Origin of the sequence: Microbacterium sp. 5K110 (genome assembly GCF_005774735.1) — a bacterium.
GTDB lineage: Bacteria > Actinomycetota > Actinomycetes > Actinomycetales > Microbacteriaceae > Microbacterium.
Map to the genome: position 1 here is coordinate 1 of NZ_VBUM01000032.1, position 12354 is coordinate 12354.

Annotated in this window: 14 protein-coding genes and 1 tRNA gene; 4 read left to right on the forward strand and 11 right to left on the reverse strand. The window is 67.2% G+C overall.

The annotated features are described in order from the left end of the window. The coding region (locus FE256_RS09120; RefSeq protein WP_138174899.1) for an RNA-binding S4 domain-containing protein at positions 1-373 on the reverse strand (373 nt) is incomplete at its 3' end. A gap of 126 nt (positions 374-499) precedes the next feature. On the opposite strand from FE256_RS09120, the gene FE256_RS09125 reads away from it, so the two are divergent. Further along, positions 500-573 (forward strand) — tRNA-Pro (locus tag FE256_RS09125). Positions 574-641: 68 nt separating this feature from the next. On the opposite strand, the gene FE256_RS18155 is transcribed toward FE256_RS09125, so the two are convergent. The 10 genes from FE256_RS18155 to FE256_RS09170 all read right to left on the reverse strand — a co-directional run bounded on the left by FE256_RS18155 (position 642) and on the right by FE256_RS09170 (position 8675). Further along, positions 642-1070 (reverse strand): site-specific integrase, encoded by a 429-nt coding sequence (locus FE256_RS18155; protein ID WP_171024274.1) that lies wholly within the window; start codon positions 1068-1070, stop codon positions 642-644. Continuing rightward, on the reverse strand, positions 1067-2050 hold the full coding sequence (gene glpX / locus FE256_RS09130) for a class II fructose-bisphosphatase (RefSeq protein WP_138174901.1): 984 nt from the start codon (positions 2048-2050) through the stop codon (positions 1067-1069). The genes FE256_RS18155 and glpX overlap by 4 nt, the downstream gene beginning before the upstream one ends. Continuing rightward, positions 2047-2706 carry a 3-oxo-tetronate 4-phosphate decarboxylase gene (otnC, locus tag FE256_RS09135; protein WP_138174903.1) on the reverse strand — a complete coding sequence of 220 codons (660 nt, stop codon included), beginning with the start codon at positions 2704-2706 and terminating at the stop codon, positions 2047-2049. The genes glpX and otnC overlap by 4 nt, the downstream gene beginning before the upstream one ends. Continuing rightward, positions 2703-3968 carry a 3-oxo-tetronate kinase gene (otnK, locus tag FE256_RS09140; protein WP_138174905.1) on the reverse strand — a complete coding sequence of 422 codons (1266 nt, stop codon included), beginning with the start codon at positions 3966-3968 and terminating at the stop codon, positions 2703-2705. The genes otnC and otnK overlap by 4 nt, the downstream gene beginning before the upstream one ends. Next, positions 3965-4639 carry an aspartate/glutamate racemase family protein gene (locus tag FE256_RS09145; RefSeq protein WP_138174907.1) on the reverse strand — a complete coding sequence of 225 codons (675 nt, stop codon included), beginning with the start codon at positions 4637-4639 and terminating at the stop codon, positions 3965-3967. The genes otnK and FE256_RS09145 overlap by 4 nt, the downstream gene beginning before the upstream one ends. Next, the gene (locus tag FE256_RS09150; RefSeq protein ID WP_138174909.1) at positions 4636-4968 is read right to left on the reverse strand and encodes a putative quinol monooxygenase; all 333 of its coding nucleotides are present in this window, start codon (positions 4966-4968) and stop codon (positions 4636-4638) included. The genes FE256_RS09145 and FE256_RS09150 overlap by 4 nt, the downstream gene beginning before the upstream one ends. Further along, positions 4968-5675: a hypothetical protein gene (locus tag FE256_RS09155; RefSeq protein WP_138174911.1), complete on the reverse strand. Its 708-nt coding sequence runs from the start codon at positions 5673-5675 to the stop codon at positions 4968-4970. Before FE256_RS09155 ends, FE256_RS09150 begins: the two co-directional genes overlap by 1 nt. Before the next feature lie 8 nt (positions 5676-5683). Next, entirely contained in the window at positions 5684-6766 is a 1083-nt protein-coding gene (locus FE256_RS09160; RefSeq protein WP_138174913.1) for an isocitrate/isopropylmalate dehydrogenase family protein, read from the reverse strand. Between the two features lie 47 nt (positions 6767-6813). Further along, the gene (locus FE256_RS09165) at positions 6814-7890 is read right to left on the reverse strand and encodes an Ldh family oxidoreductase (protein WP_138174915.1); all 1077 of its coding nucleotides are present in this window, start codon (positions 7888-7890) and stop codon (positions 6814-6816) included. A gap of 86 nt (positions 7891-7976) precedes the next feature. Continuing rightward, entirely contained in the window at positions 7977-8675 is a 699-nt protein-coding gene (locus FE256_RS09170) for a GntR family transcriptional regulator (protein WP_138174917.1), read from the reverse strand. Between the two features lie 98 nt (positions 8676-8773). Here FE256_RS09170 and FE256_RS09175 point away from each other — a divergent pair, with 98 nt between their 5' ends. Genes FE256_RS09175 through FE256_RS18455 form a run of 3 tightly spaced genes read left to right on the forward strand, consistent with a single transcriptional unit; the run spans position 8774 to position 12325 of the window. After that, complete coding sequence (locus FE256_RS09175) at positions 8774-10189, forward strand: CitMHS family transporter (protein WP_138174953.1); 1416 nt, start codon at positions 8774-8776, stop codon at positions 10187-10189. Between the two features lie 22 nt (positions 10190-10211). Then, on the forward strand, positions 10212-11585 hold the full coding sequence (locus FE256_RS09180; protein ID WP_138174919.1) for an NAD-dependent succinate-semialdehyde dehydrogenase: 1374 nt from the start codon (positions 10212-10214) through the stop codon (positions 11583-11585). Next, positions 11582-12325, forward strand: a complete 744-nt coding sequence (locus FE256_RS18455; protein ID WP_252370953.1) for a cupin domain-containing protein — start codon at positions 11582-11584, stop codon at positions 12323-12325. The genes FE256_RS09180 and FE256_RS18455 overlap by 4 nt, the downstream gene beginning before the upstream one ends. Positions 12326-12354 lie beyond the last annotated feature (29 nt).

Here is a 12354-nt window from a genome sequence, read left to right on the forward strand (position 1 = left end):
CACGGCCGCGGAGTTTCTCGATGTCGCGGCGGTCGCGCTTGGTGGGGCGTCCCGCGCCGCGGTCGCGGACCGGAACGAACGCCATGCTCTCGCGAGGGGGCAGCGGGGGAGTGCGGTCGTCGACCGACTCGGCGACAAGGGCGGCGCCGACGCGCTTCGCGATCGTCTTCTTCACCACGAGGATGCGGTCGAAGCCCTGGATGCGCACGCGCAATTCGTCGCCCGGGCGCACCGGCTGAGCCGCCTTCGCCCGCTCGCCGTTGACCCGCACGTGACCCGCGCGGCACGCCGTGGTCGCCGCCGACCGGGTCTTGTAGACGCGCACCGCCCACAGCCACGCGTCGACGCGCGCGGTGGTCGTGGCATCCGTCATCGAGGCTCCTTCGGGGGAACCTCCATCGTAGGTGGCTGCGGAGAGGCGCCACACGCCCGGGCTGCGCTCGGTTCGCGGCGGTGTCGAGGAGGGGCTAATATAGGGGAATTGCCCGCTCGCGGGCGACGGGATGTGGCGCAGCTTGGTAGCGCACTTGACTGGGGGTCAAGGGGTCGCAGGTTCAAATCCTGTCATCCCGACAGAATAGGGCCGGAATCTCAAGGGATTCCGGCCCTTACTTATTGGTCGAGAACGCTCTTGTAGACGGTTATGTACACGTTTTCGTGGTCAGGATGTTTTCCAAGTCGTTGTCCCGCGCCGGCTCAGTTGTGCCGGCATCATGCTGGTCAGAGGCTGAAAGCTCGTGGAATCCGCCCAGGCCCGCCGGGTTCGGGCGTCGAATGACTCTATTCGCCGCCTCGGCCCACGCCTCTGCCTCCGCGCTGAGCGGTAGCCCTTCCGTGATGGATTGGCTGATGGACGGGTCAACGAGCGGCGCGTCACGGCGGAGATGGTGCTTCCGGGTCGTTTCGACTGATGTGTGCCGAAGGAACTCTCGAGCCTTGTCGTCGCCGAGTTTCGCGGCAACCCAGGTGCCGGAGGCACGAAAGGCGTGTGGGCTGACTTTGCCAGCCCGCACGGTGCCTTCGAGCGCACGCCGGAGCTGTGCCGGTGAGAGCGGACCGTCGTCGATCACGGCAAACCCCACCGGGATGCCAAGTGCTCACTGCGAATCCGTCGGAGCGTTCCGGAACGTGCTCGTAGAACGATGCTCTCGGTCTTGATCCGACGAGGCGACAGATCAACCCCTCGAAGCAGGTCGCCGTTGGTCACCCCAGTTGCGACGAAGACCGCGTCATCCGACCGCACGAGGTCGTCCTCGCTGAGGACTGTTGCTTCGGTCTGGCCAGTACGCGACACCGCCGCGCGTTCGCCATCATCGAGGGGGTGCAGCACGGTCTGCATGACGCCTCCAAGCGCTTTGACAGCGGTGGCAGCGATGACTCCTTCAGGGGTGCCTCCGATGCCGATGCAGAGGTCAACGCGTGAGTCGTCGGACGCTGCGTCGATCGCACCAGCGACGTCTCCATCGAGGAGCAGTCGCGTGGAAGCGCCGCTATGCCTGATCTCATCGATCAGCTCCTCGTGGCGAGGCCTGTCGAGCACGGCGACGCAGACGTCTGCGACCTTCTTGCCTTTAGCACGCGCGAGCTCTCGGATGTTGTCGGTAACAGGCTCCCGGATGTCGATCACGCCTCGTGCTTCGGCGCCGGCGACGATTTTCCTCATATAGAAGGTCGACGACGGGTCGAACATCGTGCCGCGCTCCGAGACGGCGAGAACGGACAATGCTCCCGGACGCCCGGCCGCGGCGAGCGAGGTTCCGTCGATCGGGTCGACGGCGATGTCGTATCGGGAACCGGTGCCGTCCCCGACGCGCTCGCCGTTGTACAGCATCGGCGCGTGGTCCTTCTCGCCCTCGCCGATCACGACCAGCCCGTCGAACCGCACGGTGCCGAGATAGCTCCGCATGGCATCGACTGCTGCGCCGTCCGCTGCATTCTTGTCGCCGCGCCCGACATGCTGGGCGGCACGGATCGCAGCAGCTTCCGTGGCGCGGACGAGCTCCATGCCGAGGTTCGGGTCGGGTCGCGTCTGGTCGTGGTCGCGGGTCATCGTTCTCCGTGGTGTGCGATCGGGAAGAGCGGTGGCTGCGGCCGAAGGGCAGCAACCTGTTCGGCGGTCAGGGGCTTGGTGGCGTGACCCTTCAGGAGCAGGAAGAGCTTGGCGGTCTCCTCGAGCTCTTCGATCGCGTCGACGGCCGACCCGAGGGAACCTGCGGCGACGATCGGGCCGTGGTTGGAGAGCAGCAGGGCGGAGCGGGTACGGGCGGCCTCTTCAGCGAGAGGGCCCAGCGTGTCGTCTCCTGGCGCGTGGTACGGCAGCAGGCGGACGGAGCCGACGCGCATGGCGAAATAGGCCGTCAAGGGCGGCAGTGCATCCTGCGGGTCGATGCCGTCCATGCAGGAGACCGCCGCGGAGAACGTCGAGTGGGTGTGGACGACGGCCATCGCCGTGGGGCGCGCTCGGTACATCGCCGCGTGCAGGAAGGCCTCTTTGGACGGGCGGGCGCCCGTGACGTGATGCCCGTGCATATCGATCACCGACAGTTCGTCGGGCTCGACGGTCCCCAGGCTCGATCCGGTGGGCGTGACCAGGATTCGCTCCCCGTCGCGAACACTGATGTTGCCGGTGCTTCCGTGAGTGAGCGAGCGTGAGAAGAGGGAGCGCGCCGCGTGCACGATCCGCTCCCTGACAGCGTCGTCGGTCATCGAACTGCCTCCTCTGCGGCACGAGCGAGAAGGTTCACGTCTCCGAAGTTCCCGGACTTCAGCAACAGCTCCAACGGCTCGTCTCCACCGGTGTGGATCCAGGGCACGCCAGGGGCGGCTTCGGCGCCGATCTGCCCGCCGGTGATTCCGAGCGCGGTCACGACAGCGCCGGAGGTCTCGCCGCCGGCGACCACGACCCGACGAACCCCACGATCCACAAGGCCTTCCGCGATCTTCCCCATCGCCGTCTCGAGGATGTCCGAGCTGCGCTGCACGCCGAGCGCATCCTGCACCCGCTTGAGCTCAGCCGGGGGCAGGGACGAGTAGATCATCGGCGCCGGGCGCTCGGGCTGCTCGTCGAACCATACGAGGGCTTGCGCGGCGAGCGCATCCGCATCGGGCGTGGCGATCGCATCGAGGCGGAAGGACGGATGCTGAGCAGCGCGGGCCGCGTCGATCTGCTCGAGCGTGCGCGCGGAACAGCTGCCCGCCAACACGGCGGTGGGTGCAGCCGGAAACGCACGAGCGGGGACGGATGCCGGGCGCCGAGCGTGCCCGAGACGACGCGCGACCGCGTGACCGAGGCCGGCAGCGATGCCCGCTGCTCCCGTGACGAGCGGATCGTCTGCGACCGCCTCGCCGATCTGCCGCAGGTCGGCGTCCGTGATCGCATCCACGACGACATAGGGGACGGCTTGGTCCACGGCATCCGCGAGTTCCGCCCGGATGCTCTCGGCTCCGCTGTGCACGTGACTCTCATCGATCAGCCCGACTCTCCGACAGGTTTGGGCGGCCAGCACGTCGGGGATGAACGAGTTCGTCATCGGCGTCAGCGGGTGGTGCCGCATGTGCGAATCCGAGAGCAGCAAGCGGTCGACGTAGAGGTGCCCCATGTACTGAGTGCGCAGGTGCTCGGGCGACGCGGGAACAAACACGGTCCGTTTCGCTTCCAGCTCGTCCATCAGCGCATCCGTGACCGGACCGATGTTGCCCGCGGCGGTGGAGTCGAACGTGGAGCAGTACTTGAAGAAGATCTGCTGCGCTCCGTGAGCGCGAAGCCATCGCACCGCGTGAAGGGACTGGCGGACGGCGTCTTCCGCCGGGATCGTCCGCGACTTGAGCGCGACGATCGCGACGTCGTGCTCGGGAAGAGCGTCGTCCGTCGGGTCGGCGAAGTGGATCACGACCCTCAGCCCTGCTCGCCGGAAGGCGACGGCGATATCGGTCGCGCCGGTGAAATCATCGGCGATTGCCCCGATCATGAGGCCTCCTCTCCCAGACGGGATCGCAGAGCGGCCACAGCCAGCTCGGGCCCTGTGAGCACCGTCAGCCCCGTGGCTTCGCGCACGCCTTCCGTAGCGTGGGCGAGCGAGTACTGGCCCAGGAGCACGGCGTCCGGCACGACGGAAACGGCAGAGACGGCGGCGACGATCCGCGCGACGAGCTCATCGATCCGGCCTCGCCGCGCCGCCTCGACCGCGCCCTCCGCGACGACGCCCGTCACCTCGACCACCCCCTGGGCGACCTCGCGCAAGCGCTGCATTGAGTCCGCCAGCGGACCCCCCGCAGAGGAGACCAGCAGCACGCGCCGGTAGCGCCCCGAGGTCGCGGCCTCGAACAGCGCGTCGTCCGGCCCAGCGACGGGAATCGACAGACGACCCTGTGCCCGATGAGCGACGGGCGCGTACATCGAGCAGGTCAGCAGGACGGCGTCGGCGCCCTCGAGACTGGCATGCTCGATCAGCCGCTCCATCCGCGCTTCCAGCGTGGCGTTGAGCCCACCCGCGTCGGCGGCGTCCTGCAGGAGACGGTCATCCAGGATGTTCCATACTTGTGCAGCACCGCCGGAAGCGGCCAGGGCCGCGTCGACGGGCGGAATCGCGGCGGGTACGGCGCTGATGAGCGCGATCAGCGGACCAGGGGACGTGTTCATCGCGCGCGTTCCTGCCACTCGGGGATCTCGCCAGGAAACAACGGCTCCGCGTACGTGTTCATCTGCGTCCCGGGCACCACGCACTCCGCGACGACCCGCTGCCAGCGGGCGTAGTGGGCCGCGCTGCGATGCTCGACCTCGAACGCCTCGCGGCTGGTGTAGATCTCGTAGAAGTAGAACGTGTTCGGCTCGGTGAGCGAGCGCTGCACGTCGAACCGAATGCAGCCCGGTTCATCCCCGAGCGTCGCGCGTGAGTTGGCGTGGATGCCGTCGATGAACTCGTCGAGCTTCTCCTCACGCACTTCCAGTCGAACCCAGACGGTGTACATCAACGGATCTCGCTTTCTCTCGTGAACTCGTGTGGTGCCAGCAGCTCCGCGAGCGCTGTCGCGGCGGCGGCTGGCGGTGCGACCACAGGATGTGGGATGCGCAGGGCGACCTGCCTCGCTGCCGGCGACAACGAGTACTGTGCGAACAGCAGCAGATCGTCTTCTCGCATCACGGGTGCGATCTCGGAGCGGACGATCTCGGCTGCTCGGGCGATGTCTCCGTCTGCGGCCGGCTCCCGGGCGTCTGGCACATGGACCGGCACGACAGTGAGGTCTCGTCCGCGCACATTGGCGGCTTCCGACAGTCGCCGGCAGGAGTCCTCAAGCGCGAGCTCGACCGAGGAGACGATGACGATGCGGCCGGCTGCCGCATCGAGCGCCTGCGTGAACGCGGCGTCATCCGAGCCCAGAACCGGCACGCCGTAGCTACCGGCTGCGAGATGGGCGTACAGCGAGCACGTGATGAGGACCGCATCGGCGCCCGCTGTCACGGCATGCTCGATGAGACGGCGCATGCGCGCCTCGAGCTGCGATGTGACCCCGCGGCGCTCGGTCGCGTCGGTGATGAGGCGGTTGTCCAAGATGTTCCAAACGACTGCGTCCGGCAGCGCTTTCTCGACGGCGCCGCTCGCCGGTGCGATCGCCGCCGGCACGCCGCTGATCAAGGCGATCAGCGGCGTGCCGGGGCGAGAGGGAGTGGTGGTCATGCGCGCTCTCACGCCGTGGTCGGCACGTCCACGCCGCCAAGCGCTTCCACCACGTTCTCAGCGAACCCGGCGGTCGAGGCCTGTCCGCCCAGGTCGCCCGTACGCGTGCTCGCGTCCGCAAGAGTCGCATCGACGGCCGCCTCGATGTCTGCTGCTGCGGCGTGGAAAGCCGCGTTGTCCGTGCGCGTTCCCCACCAGGCGAGCAGCAGCGAGGAGGAGAGGATCAGGCTCGTCGGGTTGGCGATGCCCTGCCCGGCGATGTCAGGGGCGGAGCCGTGGCCGGCGTTCGCGGCCGCGTGGTCGTCACCGACGTTCAGCGCGCCCGCGAGACCGAGGCCACCGGCCAGCGCAGCTGCCTCGTTGGAGAGGATGTCGCCGAACATGTTGGTTGTGAGCAGGACGTCGAACCGCTCCGGACGCAGATACAGGTCCGCGGCCATCGCGTCCACATCCATCTCCCGCACCTCGATTTCGGGGTATTCGGCGGCGACCTCGGCGATGCTCGACATGAACAGACCGTCCGTGACCTGCATCACGTGCCGCTTTCCGACCATCGTCACCACACCGCGGCGCGCCCGGGCGTGCTCGAACGCAACGCGAGCGATCCGCCGGGAGGCTTCCGCCGTGATCAGGCGCAACGACATTGCGGTGTCCCGGGTGGGCCGGAACTCTCCATAGCCCTCGAACAAGCTCCGGTCCGCATAGAACCCTTCGGTGTTCTCGCGGACAATGAGGACGTCCAGGCCCTCTCTACTCATCGGAACGCCGGGCCGATAGCGCGAGGGTCGTAGGTTCGCGTAGAGATCCAAGCGCTTGCGGATTGTGCCGGGGATGTTTACCCCCCCCTCGGAGACGGGCGGGTAGGCCGACATCCCGGCAGGGCCGAGAATGACGCCGTCTGCGGCGATGCACGCCTCCACGACGTCGTCGGTCAGGGTGGTGCCGTTGCGGCGCAGCGATGCGACGCCCACTTCGTGTACGTCGAACTCGAGCCCGAGTCCGTGCTTGCTGTCGGCCGCTTCCAAGACCTGCCGCGCGGCGGCGCTGATCTCGGGGCCGATGTCGTCTCCGGGAAGGAGTGCGATCTTCATGGCTGGTTTCCGATCCATGTCACAGGGAGCCTGCTGGCTCCCTTGGGTTAGAGGGAGAAGTCGACGCTCTGCTGGGCGGCGAGTTCGCGAAGGTCTGCGATGGTCTGCGGAGGCAGCTGAAGCCCGCCGGCCTCGTGGACCACGCGTTCGCTGCGGTCCTCGAGCTCTCCCGGATAGAAGACCTCGTCGACACCCGGCGCGCGCGGGACGCTCTTGGCTTCGTCGACGAGCTGAGCGACACGTGCGTCGAACTCGACTCGGTCGCCCATAGCGGCCACATCGATCGCAATGAACAGGTGCCCAGCGCCTGCACGCGGGTCGGGCTCGTAGGGACCGTGCACGCCGGTCCCTGTGCGGCTGCCGGTGAGCGCACCGGAGAGAACATCCATCATGAAGGCGATTGCGTAGCCCTTGTGGCCGGCCATCGGAAGCACGATGCCGTCCACAGCCGATGCGGCGTCGGTCGTCGGCACCCCGTCCGCATCGGTGGCCCATGAGGCTGGGATCTCCTCTCCGCGCTGGCGTGCGAGGTAGATCTTGCCGCGGGCAACCGCGGTGTTGGCGATGTCCAGAACGACCACGCGGTCCCCGTACGGGGCGGCGATCGACCAGGGGTTCGTCCCGATGCGCTTCTGCTTGCCACCCCATGGCGCCATCGCCGGCGAGGCATTTGTTGTCAGGATCGCAGCGCATCCATCCTGAGCGGCTCTGCGCGTGAAGTACATGGCTGTACCGAAGTGGTTCGAGTTGCGTACACCAACTGCGCCGACGCCAAACTGCCGCGCCCGCGCAACTGCTTCCGCACGTGCACGTTCGGCCAGGACTTGGCCGATGCCGTCATGCCCGTCGAGCACGAGCAGTGCGCCGGTATCGATCACCGTCTCGGGCTGAGTTCTGGCCATCATCGCGCCCGAGAGCAGCCGCCGCATGTACCAAGGCAACCGAAGGACGCCGTGGGATTGATGGCCCCAGACGTCCGCCGCGACAAGGCTGTCCGCGACGAGATCCGCGTCCGAGGACGGAACGTCCGCACACGCGAGGATGTCTGCCACGAACCTGCGCAGCAACGACGGATCGACTCGGCGTGCGGCGAGTTCGGCCGTGGGGGAGGGCGTGGACGTCATTGGGATCGCCTTCGTGTCAAATCAGGTACACCCACAGGTATACACGATGAGGACGCGAAACGCGCAACCAGCCATCGACGGTCACGTCAGGAGACGAGGACCTCCGCGTCGGCGTGCAGTAGACGGTGGAAGATGGCCTGGTCTACGTGATGCAGGTGCCGGGTCATCGCTTCGGCCGCGCGCGTTGCCTCTCCCATGAGGATGTCCGCGCACATCTCGATGTGCTCCTCGATCGCTTCATGAAGTCTCGTCACGTCCGCGTGAGCAATGTGACGCAACCGGGCGCTGTGCGGCCGGAGATCGGTGATCGAGCGCGCGAGGTACTCGTTGGGCACGTGGGAGGCCAGCAGTCTGTCGAACTCCGCGGTCATGGCCGTGAATTCCTCCTGGAACGCCGGAGAGTACGCCTGTCCCTTCAAGCGCTCGAAGCGCTCACGCAAGCGTTCGTACGGCTCGGCCAAACTCGCATCATCTCTGAGCCGCTCGGTGACAAGCGCGATGGCCGCCGGCTCCAGAAGCCGCCGGAAGTCGAACAGGTCGCGCGCCCCGCGCAGCGAGATCCGTGACACGATCGGCGCACGTCTCGGGGCGAGTTCGATCAGTCCCTCGTTCGCGAGGCGGCGAATCGCCTCGCGAACCGGCGTGCGTGAGGCTCCGGTGTACTCCACGAGCTCGACCTCGGAAAGCACCTGGCCCGGCGGGAGGGTGCCGGTCTCGATGTCTGCGCGGAGTTGTGCGTAAGCACGCTCCGCCTTCCCCTGCCAGCCGTCCGCGTCTCTGCTCATGTCTCGATTGTAGTTTGCAACTGGGTATACCTGTGTGTATAACAGTCGAAGCGTCGCCGTCCGGCGTACGCTCCCCTCGTCCCTGGTGAGGAGCAATGATGCTCGTAGTTCTCGGCTTCGCGATGATCGCTTTGTTCATGTACCTGGTGATGGCGAAACGGGCGACGCCCATCGCCACGCTCATCCTGATCCCCGTGATCTTCGGTCTCTTCACAGGCGCGGGGCTCGGGCTGAGCGACATGATCATCGAATCGTTCCTGAATCTGGCTCCGACCGCCGGGCTGCTGTTCTTCGCGATCATGTTCTTCGGCACGATGATCGACGTCGGCCTGTTCGACCCGCTGATCCGGCTGATCCTGCGCTTCGTCGGGAATCACCCGACCCGGCTGGTGGTCGGGACGGCGCTGCTGACTTCCATCGTCTCCCTGGACGGCGACGGGTCCACGACCTTCATCATCGTCACGTCGGCGTTCCTGCCGATCTACCTGCGGTTGGGGATGAGCCCGGTCGTCCTCACCGTCATCGCAGCAATGTCCAACGGCGTTCTCAACACCGTGCCGTGGGGCGGCTCCACCGCCCGTGCCGCCGCGTCTCTCAACGTCTCGCCGATCGACATCTTCGTCCCGATGATCCCGTCGATCGTTGCCGGTCTCCTCAGCGTCATGGTGATGGCCTGGCTACTCGGACGGAGCGAGACTAAGCGCATCGGCGAACTGCGCATGACCGACTCACCCGGGTTTCTCAAGAAGGCCGCCGTCGTGGGCGAAGAGCTGGTCTCCAGCGCCACCCGACGGACGACGCAGCAGTCCGCGGCGGGCGTCGACCCGCTCGCCCTGACAAACAACTTCGCCGTGCCCGTCTCCGACACCGGCACGCACCTGCTCGAGCGCCCCAAGGCCCGCCCGCGCCTGGTCTGGTTCAACCTGCTCCTTACGCTCGCGGTCATGGTGATCCTCGTCATGGACGTCACCGAGCCCGTGGTCATTTTCATGCTCGCCGCGGCCATCGCGCTCGTCGTCAACTTCCCGCGACTCGAGGAGCAGGCAGACCAGATCAAGGCGCACGCCTCGTCGATCATCTCGGTCGTCGGCATGGTCTTCGCCGCCTCCGTGCTCACCGGCGTGATGAGCGGGACCGGCATGGTCGAGGCGATGGCTGGGTGGCTCGTCAGCATCATCCCGCCGGCGCTCGGACCGTTCATGGCCACCATCGCGGGCATCCTCAGCATCCCGCTGACCTTCATCCTCACCAATGACGCGTTCTACTTCGGCGTGCTGCCGATCCTCGCCGAGACCGCTACGCACTTCGGCATCGAGCCGGTCGAGATGGCGCGGGCGTCGCTGGTCGGGCAGTCTCTGCACCAGTCCAGCCCCCTCGTCGCCTCGTTCCTCCTGCTGATCGGCCTGGCCAACGTGAATCTGGGCGACCACTTCAAGAAGGTGATCTGGCGCGGCGCCATTGTCGCCCTCGTCATGCTCGCCGTTGGCGGACTGTTCGCCTACCCGCTGTTCTGACTGCTGCCAAGGAGACAACTCGATGATCGCCAGCATCAACCCCGCTACCGGGGAGACCGTCGCCACCTTCACCGCGCACTCCGGGGAGGAGGTGGATCAGAAGCTCGACGACGCCGTGGCGGCCCAGCGCAGGTGGCGCCGCACACCGGTGGACGAGCGCACCGCGCTGCTGCGTCGCATCGCGACAGTGCTCCGTGACGGCTCCGATGAGTACGCACGGGTCATCACCACCGAGATGGGCAAGCCCATCACGGAGGCGCGTGCGGAGATTGAGAAGTGCGCGCGGACGCTCGAGTACTACGCGGACAACGCTCCGGCCTTCCTCGCCCCCGAACGTGTCGAATCCGATGCCGCCGAGAGCGGGATCGTCTTCGAACCGCTCGGCGTGGTACTCGCGATCATGCCCTGGAACTACCCGTTCTGGCAGTTCTTCCGCTTCGCCGCCCCCGCCCTGGCCGCGGGAAACGCGCCACTGCTGAAGCACGCCAACAACGTCCCCCAGGCCGCCCTCGCCATGGAGGAGGTCGTCCGCAAGGCCGGCGCCCCGGACGGGCTGTGCACAACCCTACTGATCGACTCCGACCGTGTCGCCGGGCTCATCGCCGACGACCGGGTCGCGGCCGTGACCCTCACGGGCTCGACGCAGGTCGGCAGGATCGTCGCCTCGCAGGCGGGGAAGGCTCTGAAGAAGCAGGTGCTCGAACTGGGCGGCTCCGACCCGTTCATCGTCCTGGCTGACGCTGACGTTGAGGAAGCCGCCCAGGCAGCGGTCAAGGCCCGATTCACGAATGTCGGACAAAGCTGCGTCAACGCCAAGCGCTTCATCGTCGACGAGGCCGTCGCGGACCGGTTCGTGGAAGCGTTCGTGGAGCGCACTCATGCTCTGACGGTGGGAGATCCGTTGGATCCGGGCACCGACATCGGTCCGATGGCCCGCGCGAACCTGCGTGACGAGCTGCACGCGCAGGTGGAACGCACGCTGGCCTCCGGGAAGGCCGTGCTCCTCACCGGCGGGGCGCCGGTCGGCGGCCACGGCTTCTTCTACCCGCCCACGGTGCTCGACCACGTCACACCGGGAGATGCGGCATTCGACGAAGAGACCTTTGGCCCGGTCGCGGCGATCATTCGCGCCCGCGACACCGACCACGCGATCGCGCTCGCCAACGACACCGAGTACGGTCTCGGCGCAGCGCTGTGGACGACGGACCTGCAGGCCGCGCGGGAGCTGACCCGGCTCATCGACGCCGGCGCGGTGTTCGTCAACGGTGTCGTCGCCTCCGACCCGCGGCTCCCCTTCGGGGGCATCAAGGCCTCCGGCTACGGCCGCGAGCTCGGCGTACTGGGACTCCGCGAGTTCGTCAACGCCAAGACCGTGTGGATCGGACCGGCACGATGAGCATGATCCGCCCCGGGGGGACCGCGCAACCCGCCCACGTCTTCCGTCCTGACGAGCTGCCGGCGAAGAACCGCGGCGGCGGCGCGCGCACCATTCCTCTCGTGACCGCCGAACGCGGCGCGAACGGATACCTCAACGGCATCACGATCTTCGAACCCAGCGCCCAGATCGCGCACCATTCCCACAACGTCGCCGAGTCGGTCATGGTGATCCGCGGCGACGCCATCGTCGACATCGACGGGCAGCGATTCCCGCTCCGCACATTCGACACAACCTTCGTGCCCGCGAACGTCCCTCACCACTTCGAGAACGTCTCCGACTCGGACGAGATGCGCATCTTCTGGACGTACGGCTCTCTCGACGCGACACGCACGATCGTCGCGACCGGCGAGCACGGCCGCGTCGACAGCGAAGCGACGACGGATGCGCGCGCCATCTCGGTCGTCCGCGAGGTCGCAGAGATCGAGGTGCTGTCCGGACACGAGACCGCATTCGAGGATGCCGTCCGTGAGGCGACGCCGCTCTTCCAGCAGGCGCACGGTGCCCGCGCGTTGTCCTTGGAACAATGTATCGAGCAGCCTCGGACCTATCGGCTCAGCATCGTGTGGGAGACGATCGAGGACCACACGGAGTCCTTCCGCGGTTCGGATGCCTTTAGATCGTGGCGTGAGCTCATCGGCCCGCACCTTGCCAGCGCCCCCGTTGCACGGCATTTCCGGACGGCGTACACGGGCTTCTAGGAGCGAGAGCCTGCGGCTACTCGGCGTCG

Coding starts and splice junctions, on each gene's coding strand:
- FE256_RS09145 (WP_138174907.1), bottom strand. CDS start 4,639: ATGAACACGTCCCCTGGTCCGCTGATCGCGCTCATCAGCGCCGTACCC.
- FE256_RS09175 (WP_138174953.1), top strand. CDS start 8,774: ATGCTCGTAGTTCTCGGCTTCGCGATGATCGCTTTGTTCATGTACCTG.
- FE256_RS09170 (WP_138174917.1), bottom strand. CDS start 8,675: ATGAGCAGAGACGCGGACGGCTGGCAGGGGAAGGCGGAGCGTGCTTAC.
- FE256_RS09150 (WP_138174909.1), bottom strand. CDS start 4,968: ATGTACACCGTCTGGGTTCGACTGGAAGTGCGTGAGGAGAAGCTCGAC.
- FE256_RS09160 (WP_138174913.1), bottom strand. CDS start 6,766: ATGAAGATCGCACTCCTTCCCGGAGACGACATCGGCCCCGAGATCAGC.
- FE256_RS09165 (WP_138174915.1), bottom strand. CDS start 7,890: ATGACGTCCACGCCCTCCCCCACGGCCGAACTCGCCGCACGCCGAGTC.
- FE256_RS09180 (WP_138174919.1), top strand. CDS start 10,212: ATGATCGCCAGCATCAACCCCGCTACCGGGGAGACCGTCGCCACCTTC.
- FE256_RS18455 (WP_252370953.1), top strand. CDS start 11,582: ATGAGCATGATCCGCCCCGGGGGGACCGCGCAACCCGCCCACGTCTTC.
- otnK (WP_138174905.1), bottom strand. CDS start 3,968: ATGATCGGGGCAATCGCCGATGATTTCACCGGCGCGACCGATATCGCC.
- otnC (WP_138174903.1), bottom strand. CDS start 2,706: ATGACCGACGACGCTGTCAGGGAGCGGATCGTGCACGCGGCGCGCTCC.
- glpX (WP_138174901.1), bottom strand. CDS start 2,050: ATGACCCGCGACCACGACCAGACGCGACCCGACCCGAACCTCGGCATG.
- FE256_RS09155 (WP_138174911.1), bottom strand. CDS start 5,675: ATGACCACCACTCCCTCTCGCCCCGGCACGCCGCTGATCGCCTTGATC.